Below are 18,788 nucleotides of genomic sequence, written 5' to 3' on the forward strand. Positions count from 1 at the left end.
CCATAATAATAGGCCCTCAATGCCTGAATTTCTATTTAAGCCCGAAGCATAGCAAAGTCAAAGGACCGTATCCCTAAATAGGTCTTCACACCTAGGATTGCAGTTGGATCACCTCTGAATTGCGATATCTTTAAATATAAAACAAACCTAATGGATTGTAAGGGTTTAGTGCCGGTTTTTAACTGGTGCCGGAGCGCAGCGCAGCCCTGAAAAGCCCGACCCTTTCCCGATTTTTCATCGGTAAAGGGTAACGCCCAAATTAGTTAGCAGTTGGCAATGCACTAAAACTGTATGAGCGTCAGGTTGCTTCATCGTATTCTGTAATGCTGCCTTAACAACGCGACATTTTTTCAGTATAAAACACTAAAAATCAGCAATTTAGTCATTAAAAATAATTCCATACCGACAAAATTTCCGATTCTGAAAATCAAAATGGCTATGGCATTTGTTTTGACCTTAAAGGGAATATGAACTTCAACAATTTTACCATAAAAGCCCAGGAAGCAGTTCAACAGGCTTCTGCAATAGCCCAGGGCAACCAGCAACAGGCTATTGAAACAGCACACCTGCTTAAAGGTTTGCTTACTGTTGATGAAAACGTAGTTTCTTATGTATTAAAGAAGCTTAACGTTAACCTGAATACCTTAAATCAAAACCTTGATGCGGAGATTGCCAAATTCCCGAAAGTGAGCGGAAGCAATGTCTATCTGTCATCAAATGCCAATAGCGCTTTACAGAAAGCACAAACCTTTTTAAAAGAATTTAAAGACGAATTTGTTTCGGTTGAGCACTTATTATTGGGCATTTTAGCTGTAAACGATTCTGTTTCGAAATTATTAAAAGAACAGGGCGTTAACGAAAAAGACCTTAAAAAAGCCATTATCGAGTTGCGTGGCGATAACCGCGTGACCGATCAAAATGCCGAAGCCACTTATCAGGCTTTGAGTAAATATGCCCGGAATTTAAACGAATATGCCGAGAGTGGAAAACTGGATCCGGTAATTGGCCGTGATGAAGAAATCCGCCGGGTGATTCAGATTTTATCGCGCCGGACCAAAAACAACCCGATTTTAATCGGTGAGCCTGGTGTGGGTAAAACGGCGATTGCCGAAGGTATTGCTTTCAGGATTATAAAAGGAGATGTACCCGAAAACCTGAAAAGCAAAACCGTGTATTCGCTGGATATGGGTGCTTTAATTGCCGGTGCAAAATATAAAGGCGAGTTTGAAGAACGCCTGAAAGCCGTTGTTAAAGAAGTTACCCAAAGTGATGGCGATATCATCCTGTTTATTGATGAGATCCATACGCTGGTTGGTGCGGGTGGTGGCGAAGGTGCTATGGATGCCGCAAACATTTTAAAACCGGCTTTGGCTCGTGGCGAATTAAGGGCCATAGGTGCAACTACTTTGGATGAATACCAGAAATACCTGGAGAAAGATAAAGCTCTTGAACGCCGTTTCCAAAAGGTAATGGTTGAGGAGCCTGATACCCAGGATGCCATTTCGATCCTCCGTGGATTGAAAGAACGTTACGAAACCCACCACAAAGTGCGGATTAAAGACGAAGCCATTATTGCTGCCGTAGAAATGAGTCAAAGGTATATTGCCGACCGTTTCTTACCCGATAAAGCTATCGATTTAATGGACGAGGCTGCTTCTAAGCTTCGCATGGAAATGGATAGCGTACCCGAAAATGTGGATGCGCTAGAACGCGAAATTATGCGTCTGGAGATTGAACGCGAAGCCATTAAACGTGAAAAAGACGATAGAAAAGTTAAAGAGCTATCAGAAGAAATTGCCAACTTATCGGCCGAACGCGATGAGTTTAAAGCCAAATGGCAAGGAGAAAAAGATTTAGTTGATGCGGTAAACAATCAGATTGAGCAGATTGAACACTATAAATTGGAAGCCGAGCAGGCCGAACGTGCCGGAGATTATGGTAAAGTTGCCGAAATCCGTTACGGAAAAATTAAAGAAGCACAAGATAAGGTTGAACAGTTAAAAGCCGATTTAGAAAGCCAGCAAAGTGACAGCCGCATGTTGAAAGAAGAAGTTACAGCTGATGACATTGCAGGTGTAGTTGGCCGCTGGACAGGCATTCCGGTTACTAAACTGATTGCCAGCGAACGCGAAAAACTGCTGAATTTAGAAAATGAGCTGCATCAGCGTGTGGCTGGTCAAGACGAAGCTATTGAAGCCATTTCTGATGCAATCCGCCGCTCGCGTGCCGGTTTGCAGGATAAACGTAAGCCAATTGGTTCATTCATATTTCTAGGTACTACCGGTGTGGGTAAAACCGAATTGGCCAAAGCGTTGGCTGAGTTTTTATTTAACGATGAAAATGCTTTGACCCGTATTGACATGAGTGAATACCAGGAACGCCACGCGGTTTCGCGTTTAATTGGTGCGCCTCCGGGATATGTAGGTTACGATGAGGGCGGACAACTGACTGAAGCTGTAAGGCGGAAACCTTACTCGGTAGTATTGCTTGATGAGATTGAAAAAGCGCACCCTGATGTGTTTAACATCCTGTTGCAGGTACTGGATGATGGCCGTTTAACTGATAATAAAGGCAGGACGGTAAACTTTAAAAATACCATCATCATCATGACCTCTAATATTGGTGCACACTTGATTCAGGATAATTTCAAAAACTTAAGTGATGAAAACCGTGATGAAGTGATTGCCAAAACCAAAAATGAGTTGTTTGAAGTGTTGAAACAAACCATTCGTCCGGAGTTTTTAAACCGTATTGATGAGTTGATTATGTTTACCCCGTTGAACCGCAGCGAAATCAGGAATATTGTAAGCCTGCAGTTTAAACAGGTGCAACATACCCTGGCCGAGATGGGCATTGAAATGGAAGCGAGCGACGAAGCTTTAGATTGGTTGGCGCAACTGGGCTACGACCCGCAGTTTGGGGCAAGACCACTGAAAAGGGTTATTCAGAAAAGAATCTTAAACGAGCTGTCGAAAGAGATATTGGCGGGCAAGGTAGATAAAGACAGTAAAATTAAGTTAGATATGTTCGATCATAATTTTGTGTTCCTGAACCAAAAGGCAGATTAAAACATAGTAATCAAAATCCCATAGATTAACTTCTATGGGATTTTTTTATTTAAGATATAAGTTATTTAAAAATAAAAAGCACTCATCTCATTTAGATAAAATTCTCCTTTTGAGCTACGCTTCGTCATTATTGACAATACTTTAGATCACCCATAAATTAATGGCTCATGCATTTCCAACCAGCAAGGCCAAAGCACTGTTTCTCCGTTTTACTTTAATCCGGCCTAATAAATTTTTCGGACTTTACTGCCTCCTCCGTCGCACCGACTTCGAAAGAAAAATTTTCAGCCGGCATTTTTTGTTTCTTTTTGATGCCAAAAAGAAAGAGCCCTTCGGCGGCGGCAAGCCGAGGCAAGGATGAGCGGGTAGGCAAAATAATCAATTGCAGAATTCATTGATTTTTATGCAATGACTTTAAATAGAAGTAACGATTGCGTAATATACCCAGGTTAAAAATGTTCATTAAAGTAACTAACATGATAGTTTCATTTCTTGCTTTTTGTTTCAATAATGATTATTATTGATTACACACAAAAACACAACATAATGAAACCTAAATTAATCATCATGGCGCTGCTATGCGCCGTCAGTTGGCGCTGTTATGCCCAAACTGAAAAGGGAACAGGCTTTGCCGGCCTCAGCGTAAGCTTTGGCACTTCTAAACAAAACAGTTCGGCCCCAAGCCTCAACACCTTTACCGTAACTCCACGAGGAGGTTATTTTTTAGCCAATAACCTGGCTATTGGCCTCGAGCTCCCTTTAAACCTTTCCAAATTACGTGGCGAAAGCTACATTTCATGGGATGAAGAAGATGGCCGCTACGAAGACCGTTATGGCCCGAAAGAATTTAGCTTTGGCTTTTCTCCTTTTCTGCGCAAATATGTAGATGTAAAAGATCATTTTAAGTTCTTTATGCAGGCCAATCTGTTGCTTCAGGTTAACACTTTTAACCGGATTGATGAGGAAGGCTATTTAATTAAGACCGATGCCAAGGTAAAAGGATATGGGGCTAGCTTAAGTCCGGGCTTTACTTATTCCCTATCCAACCACACCACGCTCGAGTTTTCGTTTCCGATTGTAACGTTCTTTCATCAGAATTACTATGCTTCCGAATCGCTGTACAATTACGATAAGACCAATAACCTGAGACTGGCCTTACAGAACTTCACCCCTACATTTACCGTAAATTATCACTTTTAACGCTTCATTATGAAAAACATATCGAACCCTACCATAAATGGCTTAAAAATATTAAGCTGCTTGTTTTTAACTGTCCTTACTATAAACACAAAGGCACAGGAGGTAAAATATTTTAAAAGTATTTTTCCGGAAGAGGACGGAAAGGTTAAATCAATTGGCAATACCCAATTCGAATACTATCGCAGTATCTTTCCGGAGGAAAATGGCAAAATTAAATCCATTGGCGATACCAAATTTGAGTACAACCGAAGTATTTTCCCTGAAGAGAATGGAAAATTAAAATCTGTTGGCAACAAAACCGTAACCTATTACAGAAGTATTTTCCCGGAAGAAAACGGAAAGATCAAATCGATTGGTGATATTGAATTTACCTATTACAGAAGTATTTTCGACGAAGAAAATGGTAAAGTAAAATCAATAGGCAATACCAAAGTAGAATACTACAGAAGCATTTTTCCGGAAGAAAATGGTAAAATCAAATCTATTGGCGGAGCTCAGATCGAGTATCACCGCAGTATTTTTCCTGAAGAAAATGGTAAACTCAAATCCATTTCAGGCCAAACCGGCAGTAATTTTATCTCCTCGCCTATTGAGCTCTATCAGTTTATTATGCAAGAGAATGCTAAATAATCATAAAAACAAACTCAATATCCGGTATTCAGTTCGACCGGATATTTTTATTTTCTGATTATCAATCGCTTAACAATTATTTAACTAAAAAATTAGTTTTATATCATTTTTTTAGTTTATAATTGAATACACAAAAACACAAATGAAAATGAAAAAACAATTATTACTTGCTGCTATGGCAGTTGGAATGTCGCTGTCTGCGTTTTCCCAAACAAAAGGTACAAATGCGCTAAGCTTTGGTGTAAACACTTACACAAACAAAAGCAAGGATAACAGCTACCAGGGAATCAATTACGAGAACAAAACTCAAAACAATACTTTTACACTGGGCTATGGCTATTTCTTTAAAGATAATAGCAAATTTGGATTGGATTTAACCTATGGGCTCAATAAATATAGTAATACCAACAATTCTGAGCAACAACAAAAAAGCTATGGCGGAAATTTAAACTATCAACATTACTTCCCTATAGTAAAAACACTTTTCGCCTATGCAGGCGGTAGAGCTGGTTACACCCATAGTAAGACAGAAAACTCAAACACAAATCCATCTTATCCACAGACTAGCACCAATATTGGGAATCAATATAATGTTGGTGCTTATGGCGGCATTACCTGGTTTATATCTAAAAGGTTTGCCTTAGAAACTTCTTTATTGAGTGCAGATTTTAGTTATAGCAAAACAAAGCAAACAGAATCAACAAATCAAAGTTACTACTCAAACGAAAACACAAATTTCAATTTAAATACACAAGGCTTTATCAATAACCTTGGCTTTAAGATTTATATCCTATTTTAACCTCAAAATCTCAATCAAAACAAAAAATCCCATCAGTGATGGGATTTTTTTGTTTTATTTCTTTTTGGTTTCGATATTAGGAAGGAAACCGGTGAGCAAACCGATCAATGGCAAAAATGCACACACATTAAATACATATTCAATACTGGTAGAATCGGCCAGTTTACCTAAAAGCGCCGACCCTATCCCACCCATACCAAAGGCAAAGCCAAAAAACAAACCGGCTACCAGGCCAACTTTACCCGGAATAAGCTCTTGCGCATATACCAGTATAGCCGAAAATGCCGAAGCTAAAATCATCCCAATGGGTACAATTAAAACGCCTATCCAGAACAAGCTGGCATAAGGTAACAATAAAGCAAAGGGCGCAGTTCCTAAAATAGAAGCCCAGATTACATATTTCCGGCCTATTTTATCGCCAATTGGTCCGCCCAATAAGGTTCCGGCAGCTACCGAAAATAAAAATACAAACAGGTAAACCTGCGAAGTTTGTACCGAAACATGGAATTTATCAATTAAATAAAAGGTAAAATAATTGGTTAAACTGGCCATGTAAAAGTATTTAGAGAAAATCAACAGCAATAAAATACATACCGAAAAGATAACCTTGGTTCTCGAAAACTGATTAACAACGGTCTGAATATTAACTTTTTTACTTCTTGAAAGCATAAAACCTTTATACCAGTTGCCTACATAAGTTAATATGATGATGGCTAAAAGGGCAATAACTGAAAACCAAACTACACTAAACTGTCCATAAGGTACAATAATCCAGGCCGCCAACAATGGACCTAAAGAGCTGCCTGCATTGCCACCTAACTGAAAAACAGATTGTGCCAGGCCTCTCTTCCCTCCTGATGCGGCATGCGCCATACGCGAAGCTTCAGGATGAAAAATAGAAGAACCAATACCGATAAAACAAACCGATAACAAGATGGTATAAAAGTGCGTGGATTGCGAAAGCGACACCAAACCAATTAGCGTAAAGCCCATACCAACGGCAAGCGAATAAGGTTGTGGTTTTTTATCGGTATACAAGCCCACAAAAGGTTGCAGTAAAGAAGCCGCCAGCTGAAATGTTAGTGTAATGAGTCCAATTTGCGAGAAACTAAGCTGATAGCTGGTTTTAATGATGGGGTAAATTGCCGGAATGAGCGACTGAATGGTATCATTTAAAAGGTGCGAGAAACTTAAAGCAAACAGGATCGGAAAAACAGTTTTTTCAATAATGGCTGTGGTAGAGGTATTTTCGGTCATAGCAAAATGTTATTATGCGCCAAAAATAAGGATTATATTTTTATACCATGTTTCACTGAATCAGACACTTGCCCTTTACAAATTTGAATAGGGAAATTTAAATACATCAAAGTAAATATTAAAATACAACTATATTTGGTTAAAATACTACTAAACGGCCGCATATTTTCTATATAATTTCGAAATAGCCTTTAACTTTAAAAACATAATAAACTATATACCAACGCACTACCATCATTTTATAACCAAATACAACCTAAACCTTATGAAAACAAACAAAATTAAGATCAGGCTGGCGTTATGCCTGGCCACTGGTATTATGCTTACCATTTTTAGCTGTAAGAAAGTAAATGAAACAAATTCCGTTCCCGATAAAAGCCGTCCGGATCAAACCTATACTTTTACTATAGATGGGAACAAAATCATCATCAAGGAAATTAACGGGATATACTATTTTGCTGATGATATTACACTTAGCCCACAGCAATTTAACCTCTTAAAAGCAAACAGCAATAAATCGTTATCGACTACCGAAAGGGGGCTGATTATCAACAACCTGGTAAAAAGATGGACCAACGGAATTGTTTACTATGACCTTACCGGCCTGGGTGCAGATACTTCTTGGACATTAAAAGCTATGCAGAACATTTCGAGGGTATCGCCAGTTGTTTTTATCAAGAGAACAAATCAGGCCAATTACATCAATTTTGTAAAAGGTAGTGGAAACAGCTCATCAGTGGGCATGGTTGGCGGTGCCCAAAACCTCAATATATACAATTACAATTATCCGGGTATATTGATGCACGAAATATTCCATGCGCTGGGTATAAACCACGAACAGTGCCGGCCCGATCGCGACAGCTATGCTATTTTTTACCCTGAAAATGTTCCTGACGATAAAGAGTTTAATTTCAATAAACTATCGGCCAGTAGCAATACTACAGTTGGTTCATTCGATTTCGAATCGATTATGATGTATGAGCCTTATGCTTTCTCCAACACTGGCCAGCCCAGCATAACCAAACTGGATGGTTCGACTTATCAATCCAGTTACCCCACAAGTAATTTAACTCCCAGCGATATTGCTGCAGTGAACCAGATGTACAGTGGTTTTACCTATGTAGGCTTACCTGCCAATACCAATTATGAAATTGCAACGGCCCTTGACAACAATAAACTCCTTAACGTATCGGGTGGCTCGTCAAGTGATGGTGCGCAAATCATTCTTTATACTGACGGTAATTCGAACAATGCGCGGTGGAGTGTAAGCAAAAATGCAGAGGGTTATTACCAGCTATCGCCTTTAAATGCGCCTGGTAAAGTACTTACCGTAGTAGGTGCCGCTATTGCCAACGGTACTAAACTCGAAATAAGAACCAATAGCAATGCCACCGCCCAGCAATTTAACATTATTCCGGTAGAAGGCGGTTATTATACGCTATCACCACGCAATGTGCCTTCAAAAAATGTTGATGTACCAGGTAGCAATACAGCCAACAGTACTTTACTTAACATCTGGTCGGAAGGCGGTGGAAATAACCAGAAATTTAAATTCAACACTTTTTAATTTAATCAAATCCTAAAATGATGGAAAAAGCAAACGGGTGGGTATCCGTTTGCTTTTTTTCATTTAAGCCCACCTCTCCTGCTCAACTGCCAGATGAATTAAAAAAACTGCCAGATTGTACCATTTAAAAGTCTGACATTTATACAAAAAAAGTCAGATTGTCAATTTGTCATAGCCAAAAAATTAATCAATCGATTGATTTTTAGTCACACGAAAATAATATTGAGTTAACACTAAACTTACATCTAACTATAAATTAAGGGGTTGACATAAAACTGATTTTTTGATGACTTAAAGGAAGTTTTTTGGCACAAGTGTTGACTTTTAGGCAAATATAGTCAGACATTAAAATAGTAAAACTGGCTATATTTTTAACACAAAATATAATTAATAAAACAATGAAAAAACTATTATTATCATTAGTAGCAGTAGCAGGTTTAGCTTTTGGTGCAAAAGCACAAACTGAAAAAGGAAAATTTATTTTAGGCGGTAATGTTGGTTTTAATTCAACCAAAGTAGAAGGTGCTGCTAAATCTGATATCGACTTTAGCGTAATCCCAAGTGTTGGTTATTTTGTAGGCAACAACTTTGCCATCGGTACTGGTGTAGGTTACACTTATGCTAAAACTGTAAGTGGTGCAGCTCCACACCAAATTGGTGCTTTCCAGGTTTCGCCTTTTGGCCGTTACTATGTTGGTTTATCAGAGCAATTTAAATTCTTCGGACAATTATCAGTTCCTATGGCTTTCGGTACCGTAAAAGCAGTTGATGCTAACGGCGATACAGGTGCTAAAGTAGGTACTACTACTTCAATCGGTGTAAACATTGCTCCGGGTTTTGCTTTCTTCCCAACCAAAAGAATCGGTATCGAAGTATCGGTTAACGGTTTAGGTTATGCAAACAACCAAATCAAAGCTGAAGCAACTGGTGCAAAAACTACCACCAACTCTTTCGGTTTAGAAGCTAATACTTTCGCGCCAAAATTAGGTGTACAGTTCCACTTTTAATTAAATCCTTCCGGCAGGAAGTATTTAACTAATGACTTTTTTTCGAAAAGCGCCCCGTATACCAACGGGGCGCTTTTTGTTTATTTCTTTTCTCTAATGGCTTTAAATTCCGAGCCTGTTTTCCACTTTGGAAAGGTATCTTCATTGCTTAAACGGTAACCCAAATCAAAAAGCATCCGTACATCTGCTACAATACCCGATAAATCCCAGGTTTTGGCATCAAAATTATCCTGTGGTGAGTGGTAGCGCATTTTGGTAAAATCAGCCACCTGTTTTAATCCCCATTCCCTGCCATGCTTAACATTATCTACACCAGAACCCGTAAATAAAGCCGGAACACCAACTTTAGCCAGGTTAAAATGATCGGAACGGTAATACAGGCCAGATGATGGAACGGGATCGGGAACAATTACCCTTCCCTGTTTTTTAGCAGCTTCGGCCGCATAATCTTCGAGTTCTGACTGACCAAAACCATACACCACAATATCTTTGGTTTTACCAGCTATCCCCATCATGTCCATATTGATATTGGCAACCGTTTTAGCCAGCGGAAAAACCGGATGTTTGGCATAGAATTCAGAACCCAATAAACCCTGCTCTTCTGCAGTATAGGAAATAAATAAGATGGTGCGCTCAGGATTTTTGGGCAGTTTTTTAAAAGCTGAGGCAATTTCGAATAACGAAGCCACTCCGGTGGCATTATCAACTGCACCATTGTAAATCGAATCGCCTTTAACTTTTTCGCCTATCCCTAAATGATCCCAATGGGCTGAATAAATAATGGCTTCATCATTACGCTTGTTGCCCGGTATAGTGGCCAATACATTATAAGTGACCGACTTTTTAATGGTGTTTTTAACCTTAAGTGAAGTGGTAACATTTAAATCAACAGCCTTAAACCCTTTTTTACGCGCGCTTAAAGCCAGCTGATCGAAGGATTTTCCATCCAGTGCAAAAAGCTGCCTCGCTTTGTCTAAAGTAATCCAGCCTTCAACCACTGCCCTGTTCATGCCATTATCGGCCGATTGGAGATTGAGTTTGGATTTAGACCAGCCGCTTCTTACTACTGTCCAGGGATAAGCAGCAGGCTCGGTATCGTGTACAATAATAATCCCTGTAGCGCCTTGTCTGGCAGCCTCTTCAAATTTATAGGTCCAGCGGCCGTAATAAGTCATATTTTTGCCTTTAAACAAGGTCGAATCGGCAAATCCCGGATCGTTAATCAGTACTACTACGGTTTTTCCTTTCACATCTAAACCGGCATAATCATTCCAGCCATATTCGGGTGCAACAATACCGTAGCCGGCAAAAACCAAAGGCGAATTGCTAATGCTTACCTCCTCCTGCACGCGCCTTGTACCTGCAACAAAATCGGTTAAATAATTTAGCGCAAGCGAAGTTGTTTTCCCTTTCAATACCATTTTATCTTCAGGCACCGATTTGATCTCAACCATGGGTACTTCCTGAAAATAACTTCCGTTATTGCCGGGTGCTAATCCCAGTTGCTCAAACTGTGCCTTTAAATAGTTAATGGTTTTGGTTTCGCCCTCGGTAAAGGGTTTTCTTCCCTGCAAACTATCGGCAGCAATAACCGAAAGGTATTGTGTTAAACTGCCATCATTAATGGCTTTTATGGCTAAAGAATCAGCAGAAACAGCGGCTGTTTTTGTCTCTTGCCTGCAGGACGCGAAAAATAAGAGCGCACAAACCGAAAACAAACATGATTTTTTCATATTAAGATGTTATTTTCTGAAAAATACGAAGAAATAGGGAGAATATGATCAGTTACCTCTTTATCAACTTGAACTTCTTAACCTGCTGTCCATCCTGTACAATTACCCCTACATATACACCGGTTGCCAATGCATTTAACCCGAAGCGGTTAGTGCTGGATGCTTTTTCATCAAAAACCTTTTGCCCCAGCATATTGTAAACAGATAGATTATAATCTTTAAAAGAACCACTTAAAATGGTAAGGTAATCGCTTACCGGATTGGGATAAAAAGAAAAATCGTTCTCTTTAAGGAATACCGCGGAAGCGAGATCGCTGCTATACTTACCGTTGGCGGTTTCGAAGGTAACCCGGTAAAACTGGATCCCCAGTTTGGGGTTTTCGTCCAAAATACTGTAATCCAGTTGATTTTGAACGGGCTGTGTTTGTTTTAAAACCGTATAGGTATTTACGCCCGTCTGTTTCTCCCAAATGATGTTCCTGATATCGAGCGTGGTGCCAATGCTCAGGTCGAGTCTGATTTTATCGTCGCTGGTATTATTGGCCGATAAACTCCTTACATAACAGGCAACCCCCTGCTGGGTATAATCGATGGTATAGGTCTTTAACCCTGTAAAATTAGTTCCGTTGGCAGCTACAGCGAAATATTTACTGTTTACCTTAGCCATTTCAAGCTTGATTAAAGTATCAGTTACGTTTAAAACGGGCGACAATACATTGTTAACCAAATTGTAAACGGTATAATCTTTTGCGCCAGGCTGTGGATTCCAGTTTAAAACAATGCCATCGTTGCATACATAGCCTACTCTCAATATGCGGGGGCTCGAAATTGTAAAAGTTGGACTCAAAATCACATTGCCTTCTACTTCCATTTTTAAAATGGCTTTGGCAAAACGATCTGGTGCATTCCAGTTATACAATCCCCTGCTTAGATCAACACCTGCGGCGATAGTTTCCCAGGTTTTACCCTCATCATAACTTATAGATAAATTGCCCGATTGGGAATTATAGGTATTATCCCAACGGAAATAATTGTTTTCACCGGCAAAAAAACTGCCTTCTTTTTCGGGCGTGATGAAAGTAAAGGTATTTTTAAGCCTGTAGCTATAGGCCAAAGCAAAGTTCTGCTGGCTGCCCTGTGTAATTCTATCCCCTTTTACGTGAATCTTAAAACTACCAGCCGCCGGATTTTCTAAAGTAACCTGCTGAATGTTGTTAACTAAATCGGCCTTACGCTCTGCTGCTGCAGAAAGTGAATTTAAATTGGCCGCAGCATTTAAAACCCATGGTAAGGTCAGGCTACCACCTGGGTTTTCGAGGCTCAGATCTAAACCATTTACCAGGCCCTGTGCAGCATTTACTACCGCAGCCGGATCGTTCCATACCAGCGTAATTTTAACTTCAGCAACATTGGCCGGTATAGTTATAGGAGTAACCAAATCCTGGGCTTTGGCTACCGTATAAACAGCCACCCTGTTCTCATCCAACGTTTTTAGCGCCTGGGCTACATTTAATTTACCATAGCCGTATACATAATCTACGTGTGGCGTTCCTAAATCGTCGGCAGCATTAATTAAAGTTGCTTTAATAAGCGAGGCTGAAGGGGCCTTTTTAAATTTCTGGTGATAAAATTGCTCCAAAAGAATCACTGATCCACTGGTAATGGCAGCAGAACCGGATGTACCATCTTCTCCCAAAGATACCAGCTCGGGTTTTACACGTCCATCGTAAGCCGGCCCCTTGCTACTTAAATTTTCAGCAACATTTTCGCGGTTTATTCCCCCAATAACCAATACGTTTTTGGCCTGTTTAAAATTCCCCGTTAAATTAGCCCTGGCGGTTATACCCTGATAAAAGCCTGCAGATGGCGTTTGTGTACCACTATTCCCTGCCGAAAAAACATGGATTAAAGTATCGGTTTCAAAAACCTGCTTATCGTATGCAGCAGCTTCAATACCGTAGTTATTATCGATACCCACACCATACGAATGGTTTTGAACGCGGATTTGAAACTTATTTAAATCGGCCGGCAAATCGGGCAGTAGATTATCGAAACTCGAAAAAGCCAGCTTTGCTTTGGGTGCCGCGCCCAGGCCACGGATAAATGAGTTACCATTGCCAATGGCTAAAGTTGCCATGGTAGTGGCATGCGCAGTAGCTTTGCCCGTAAGTGTAGCTCCGGGCACTGTTTTACCCAAAATATCGAGATCGGTTACATCGTACATGTCTTCTTTAAGTGAAAGGTTAATGCCCGTTCCGTCAATGCCCGGGAACAGGCTATGCGCGTTGGCTATCTGGTTGAGGCCCAAATCTAAACCATTAATTACTACTTCGGTTTTTGCCTGTGATACAATATCTGCATACAATACCTCATCGTAAGCTAAAACCTCTTGTAAGTCATCAGGTGAGATATAAACGGTGCAGATATTGTTATCCTTATCAACCGATTTAACCTTTAAATTTTTGAGAAAAGCCGGTGAAACAGCTAAATTTTTAACAGCCAGTCTAACCAGTAACGAATCGCTTTTTTTGCTGTTTTTATTCAGCAGTTTCATTAACCCATCGCTTACCTTCCACAAACCACTGGCTACCCCCTGGTAAACAAGACTCGGTGCAAGCGCTGAAACTGCACTTTTCTCTGCAATAAAGTAGTCGCCGGCGAGTTTCTTTTTGGGCTTTAACAATTGAATTTCACTTGCGGTTAGGGCATGGTTAAACCTGACTAATAACAGTTCATTTGGCTGCAATAATTCGATATTGCCTTTTGCAGAAAGAAATTTTTGAAAATTTTTATCTACTCCACCAGGTTGTGACTGTGCGTTTAAAGCACCTACACAAAGACATAATAATATAACTAAAAATACAGGACTGACTTTCAAGAATTATTTTATTGTAAAATTTTGCTTACATCGCAATTCTTCTCTAAATTAGTATTTATAAGGTAATTAGCAAACATTATTAACTAACTTATTTTAATCATTATTCATTTAAACCTAACAAAAATGAAAAACGCCAAATTTTTATCATTAGCAGCCGCGTGCCTGCTATTCACTACTTTATACTCTTGTAAGAGTAATAATACAGAAAACGCAGTAGAGAATAAAACTGATATTTCGAACAATACCCTGGCACAAGTAAAAACGCTGGGCTTTAGCACTGATAATATCCGTAAAGTAGAGGGTGGTTATTTAGTTGAAGGTGATATCTTTTTAACAGAAGATAATTTAACTGAGGTTTCTACAGATGCGAATCTGAATATTGCTGAAACCGAGCAATACAGAACCACAAACCTGGTTAAATCTTTGCCACGTGTAATCACCGTATCGGTTACCAACCTGCCTCAGGTTTATAGTGATGCGGTTAATACCATGATTTCGCGCTATAATTCTTTAGGCCTGCGTATTACTTTCCAGAGAGCAGCTACAGGATCAAAAGGTAACATTGATGTAGTTGGTTTTAACGAAGGCCCTAGCGGGGGTTTCATCACTTTAGGTTCGGCCGGTTTCCCAACGTCTTCAGGTAATCCTTACAATCAGATCAAAATGAATACCAACGAAGCGGCTTATGGCAGCAACCCGAATTTATTGTACCTGGCTTCAGTGATCCAGCACGAAGTTGGCCACTGCATTGGTTTCCGCCATACCGATTACATGAACCGTGCCTTTAGTTGCGGCTCAAGTGGTGCCGGTAACGAAGGTAAATCGACTGTTGGTGCGGTAAGGATTCCGGGTACCCCTTCTCAACCTGATGCAGCTTCATTTATGTTGGCCTGCTCTAATGGCGGTAACCGTACCTTTAATGCAAACGACGTAATTGCAGTAAACTACCTTTACAAGTAAAAATCAGATCAGATCAGCTAATTACCTTAAAGGTTCCGGATATATTCCGGAACCTTTTTTGTTTTTGATATATGGTTTGTGTGACACAAACCATGGCTCATAAAAATTCAAAAACAAAAACCTTATTTTCCGTTTTGTTCAATATCACGGTCCATTTCTACCAGATCCACGTCAGCTGGGGTAGAAAAATCGCCAATTAAATATTTGTTAAAATGGTCGGCCAGTTTCCAGAATGCATATTCGGTCATATCGCCAAAACCATGACGTTGCCCCGGAATAAGCAAGAAATCGAAACGTTTACCGGCTTTCATTAAAGCATTAGCCACACGGATAGAGTTCGCCGGATGTACGTTGTTATCCACATCACCGTGCATCAATAACAAATGTCCTTTAAGGTTCTTAGCCAGATCAGGGTTTTTATCAATGCTGTATTTAAATGAAGTATCGCCTTTTAACGAGATAGTTTCTTTTACACCATGGTGTTTCTCACTCCACCAGCGGTTGTAAATGCTGTTATCGTGGTTACCCGCATTTGAAACAGCCGCCTTAAAGAAATCGGGGTAAACCAACATGGCAGCTGTAGACATAAATCCACCACCCGAATGACCGGTAATGCCCACTCTCGATTCGTCAATAAAAGCATATTTTGAAGCCAGTTGTTCAACAGCAGTTTTCTTATCGGCTAAGCCATAATCGCGCAGGTTTCCGTAACCATAGGTATGGTACCATTTAGAACGCGAAGGATTACCGCCACGGTTACCTACTGTAATTACAATGTAGCCAAACTGCGCCAAACGCTCGGTACGGTCCATACTTTTGCTAAAGGCTTTGTTTACCGCCTCTGTTTGTGGTCCAGGGTACACATACTCGATGATCGGGTATTTTTTATTCGGATCGAAATCGAAGGGCTTATACATTACACCGTACAAATCGGTTATGCCATCATCAGCCTTAACCTTAAAAGGCTCAGGAAATTTATAACCGGCAGCCATTAGCAATGAAAGATCGGTAGTTTCTAACTCCATTACTTTCCGGCCTGCACCATCATACAAGGTCGATTTAGGTACCGTATTTACCCTCGAATAGTTATCAACGAAAAATGAATTGTTATCGTTCATGTTAATGGCATGGTCGAAATCGCCTGCATTTAACAGCTTCATGTTCGACCCATCGAAATTGATGCTGTATAAATGTAAATAGTAAGGATCTTCTTTCCCCTCCCGGCCATTTGCAGTAAAATAAAGCACACGCTTTTTCTCGTCGATATTTACAATACTTTCGCAGTGGAAAGCGCCTTTGGTAATCTGGTTTTTCAGCTTTCCATTTTCATCAAAAAGATAAAAATGTGCCCAACCATCACGCTCGCTCCAGTGAATCAACTCTTTACCATCGTTTACCAAACCCGGACGGTTTACTTCAACGTAGGTATTAAAACGCTCGTCAATTAATGGTGTAACTTTACCGGTAGCAATATCAACGGTACCGATATCAATGCGCTTTAAATCGCGACTGGTGCGCGAAAAATAGAAACGGTTATCGTTACCCAGCCAAACCGACGGGCGGAATTCGTTATCGCGATCTTTATTTAAGGCAGGTTTGCTCCACACCGAAATACTTTGATCTTTAAACGCCGAAACATTGAGTTTTTTGTAGGTTTTTGCATTAAAATCAAACAACAATACTTCATCCTGAGGGGCCTCTGCCTCACCCGGCATCTGGTATTTATAAGTTTCTAAAGTTGGGCGGCCAGGTGTAACACTGTTAATTACCCAAAGATCTTTCACCTTGCGCGAATCGGTACGATCTAACACAAAATACTTCGAATTTGGCGACCAAAGCACATAAGCTCCCCGACGTTTTTTATTATTTTTCTCGTTCTCTACGTTATTTTCGCCATCGCCATCGCTTCCGTACGAGTAAAATTTAACGCCATCTTTGGTTAACTGGTGCTCTACAATGGTGCTATCATCTTCATTTTTAACTGCTTTTTTGTAGTTCTCTTTATCCATCCAATACAAATTGTAATTGCGCGAAAAGATAATCGCCGACGAATCAGGCGCTACCGAACCCCAGCCTGGTTTTGGTTTAGGTCTGCTGAAGTTAGGGATCTCAGTTAATTTCGCTGTAGCCAGGTCGTATTTAAAAGAATAGATTTTCTTCTGCAATGAATCGGCCGCTTTTTTATCCTTGCGGTCTTTTTTCAGTTCATCAACCGTACTTTTAACTTCGAAAGAAATGCTTTTTTCATCGGCTGCAAACTTCAGGTTCTCTAAAGGCAGGTGCTCGGCATCAAATGGATCGCGTACAATTAACGTAATATCTGCAGCCAGTTTGGCATTATCGAACATTACTTTTTTGCTTTTGGCAGCGGCATCAACCAGGTACCAGAATTTGCCTTTTGGGCTTTCGAAAGTGTACCAGAAACGGTTACTTAGTTTTAACCAATGTGGATCTACCGCAGTAGAATATACCATTTTCTTCAGCTTATTTGGCGAAAAACGCGAAGCAAGCTGATAATTTGCTTTAGGTTGCGGCTGAGTATTTTCGGTAATGGTAAATGTTTTGGTTTGTGCGGCAACAGTTAGCGACAAAAACTGCGCGCAAACAAGTAGTTTGTAAAGTTTATTCATGAATAATGGTTTGGAGCGGCTAAATTATTTAATTAAAGCCGATTAAGCTGTTTAATTTTGTAATAAATACGATAGTTTATTTAAATATCAAGCCCACACAAATAATTATCAACAACATTACATTTGATATAAAATAACTAAGGGATTTTATAGTTTTGCAAGCATATATAATAACTATGAAATACAGCCTACTAACGCTAATTACAGCAGGTGCTATCCTATTCGCCAGCTGCCAATCTAAATCGCAAACAGAGAGTTCAACAGGAAAAGATTCGACTGGTAAAACAGTGCAAACCACTGCAAATACCGGAGCTGCTGCCGTTGATGTATCGAAAATAAAAGTGGCTGATGCCAAAACCATCTTAGCCCGCAAACAAGTACCTATTTTGTGTTACCACCAGGTGAGAAACTGGAAACCTACTGATGGAAAAGTGGGTAAAGATTATATCGTAGAAATCCAGAATTTCAAAGATCAGATGAAAATGCTGGCCGACAGTGGTTACCACACCATTCTGCCCGATCAGCTTTATGCTTACCTGAACACAGGTGCGGCCTTGCCAAGCAAACCCATCATGTTAACTTTTGATGATACCGACATGGACCAATTTACAATTGTACGTCCGACCTTAGATAAGCTAGGCTTTAAAGCAGTTTATTTTATCATGACGGTTTCGATTGGCCGTAAGGGTAAATTTGTAGATTACATGACTAAGGAGCAGATTAAACAACTTGCTGACGAAGGCAATGTGATTGGCAGCCATACTTACGACCATAAAAACTTTAAAAAATATGCTGGTAAAGACTGGGAAGAGCAACTGGATAAACCAACCAAAAAACTGGAAGAGATTACAGGCAAAAAAATGACTGAATTTGCTTACCCATTTGGTTTATGGAATGCAGAAGGTATTCCTGAATTGAAAAAACGCGGTTTCAGAATGGCTTATCAGCTTTCTACCAAACGTGATGAAAAAGATCCTTTGTTTACCATCCGCAGAATTATTGCAAGCGGTTACTGGTCGCCAAAAACATTGAGCAACAGCATTAAAAACAGCTTTTAAC

General features: G+C 40.0%; 12 protein-coding genes. 8 read left to right on the top strand and 4 right to left on the bottom strand.

What is annotated here, in order from left to right; translation table 11 throughout:
• Positions 1-467: 467 nt before the first annotated feature.
• From clpB to OC25_RS20725, 4 genes are all read left to right on the top strand, one after another.
• The gene (clpB, locus tag OC25_RS20705; protein WP_039479992.1) at positions 468-3,068 is read left to right on the top strand and encodes an ATP-dependent chaperone ClpB; all 2,601 of its coding nucleotides are present in this window, start codon (positions 468-470) and stop codon (positions 3,066-3,068) included.
• 546 nt (positions 3,069-3,614) lie between these two features.
• Complete coding sequence (locus tag OC25_RS20715; RefSeq protein ID WP_156131548.1) at positions 3,615-4,268, top strand: hypothetical protein; 654 nt, start codon at positions 3,615-3,617, stop codon at positions 4,266-4,268.
• A 9-nt stretch (positions 4,269-4,277) separates the two neighbouring features.
• The gene (locus OC25_RS20720; protein ID WP_039479995.1) at positions 4,278-4,898 is read left to right on the top strand and encodes a hypothetical protein; all 621 of its coding nucleotides are present in this window, start codon (positions 4,278-4,280) and stop codon (positions 4,896-4,898) included.
• A 148-nt stretch (positions 4,899-5,046) separates the two neighbouring features.
• Positions 5,047-5,697 carry an outer membrane beta-barrel protein gene (locus OC25_RS20725; protein ID WP_156131549.1) on the top strand — a complete coding sequence of 217 codons (651 nt, stop codon included), beginning with the start codon at positions 5,047-5,049 and terminating at the stop codon, positions 5,695-5,697.
• Between the two features lie 54 nt (positions 5,698-5,751).
• Here OC25_RS20725 and OC25_RS20730 read toward each other — a convergent pair whose 3' ends face one another.
• On the bottom strand, positions 5,752-6,954 hold the full coding sequence (locus OC25_RS20730) for an MFS transporter (RefSeq protein WP_039479997.1): 1,203 nt from the start codon (positions 6,952-6,954) through the stop codon (positions 5,752-5,754).
• Between the two features lie 265 nt (positions 6,955-7,219).
• Between OC25_RS20730 and OC25_RS27070 the strand changes: the two genes are divergently transcribed.
• Both OC25_RS27070 and OC25_RS20740 read left to right on the top strand, forming a co-directional pair.
• Complete coding sequence (locus tag OC25_RS27070) at positions 7,220-8,521, top strand: M12 family metallopeptidase (RefSeq protein ID WP_052266362.1); 1,302 nt, start codon at positions 7,220-7,222, stop codon at positions 8,519-8,521.
• A 398-nt stretch (positions 8,522-8,919) separates the two neighbouring features.
• Entirely contained in the window at positions 8,920-9,528 is a 609-nt protein-coding gene (locus tag OC25_RS20740; protein ID WP_039479998.1) for an outer membrane beta-barrel protein, read from the top strand.
• An 80-nt stretch (positions 9,529-9,608) separates the two neighbouring features.
• On the opposite strand, the gene OC25_RS20745 is transcribed toward OC25_RS20740, so the two are convergent.
• Positions 9,609-11,261, bottom strand: a complete 1,653-nt coding sequence (locus tag OC25_RS20745) for a M28 family metallopeptidase (protein WP_039479999.1) — start codon at positions 11,259-11,261, stop codon at positions 9,609-9,611.
• A 52-nt stretch (positions 11,262-11,313) separates the two neighbouring features.
• On the bottom strand, positions 11,314-14,139 hold the full coding sequence (locus OC25_RS20750) for a S8 family peptidase (protein ID WP_039480000.1): 2,826 nt from the start codon (positions 14,137-14,139) through the stop codon (positions 11,314-11,316).
• A gap of 123 nt (positions 14,140-14,262) precedes the next feature.
• Between OC25_RS20750 and OC25_RS20755 the strand changes: the two genes are divergently transcribed.
• The gene (locus OC25_RS20755) at positions 14,263-15,099 is read left to right on the top strand and encodes a M57 family metalloprotease (protein WP_039480001.1); all 837 of its coding nucleotides are present in this window, start codon (positions 14,263-14,265) and stop codon (positions 15,097-15,099) included.
• 122 nt (positions 15,100-15,221) lie between these two features.
• On the opposite strand, the gene OC25_RS20760 is transcribed toward OC25_RS20755, so the two are convergent.
• Complete coding sequence (locus OC25_RS20760) at positions 15,222-17,729, bottom strand: S9 family peptidase (RefSeq protein ID WP_039480002.1); 2,508 nt, start codon at positions 17,727-17,729, stop codon at positions 15,222-15,224.
• A 176-nt stretch (positions 17,730-17,905) separates the two neighbouring features.
• Between OC25_RS20760 and OC25_RS20765 the strand changes: the two genes are divergently transcribed.
• Entirely contained in the window at positions 17,906-18,787 is an 882-nt protein-coding gene (locus OC25_RS20765; protein WP_039480003.1) for a polysaccharide deacetylase family protein, read from the top strand.
• The last annotated feature ends 1 nt before the right edge of the window (position 18,788 follow it).

The sequence above is a fragment of the Pedobacter kyungheensis genome (assembly GCF_000812965.1).
Taxonomy (GTDB): Bacteria; Bacteroidota; Bacteroidia; order Sphingobacteriales; family Sphingobacteriaceae; genus Pedobacter; species Pedobacter kyungheensis.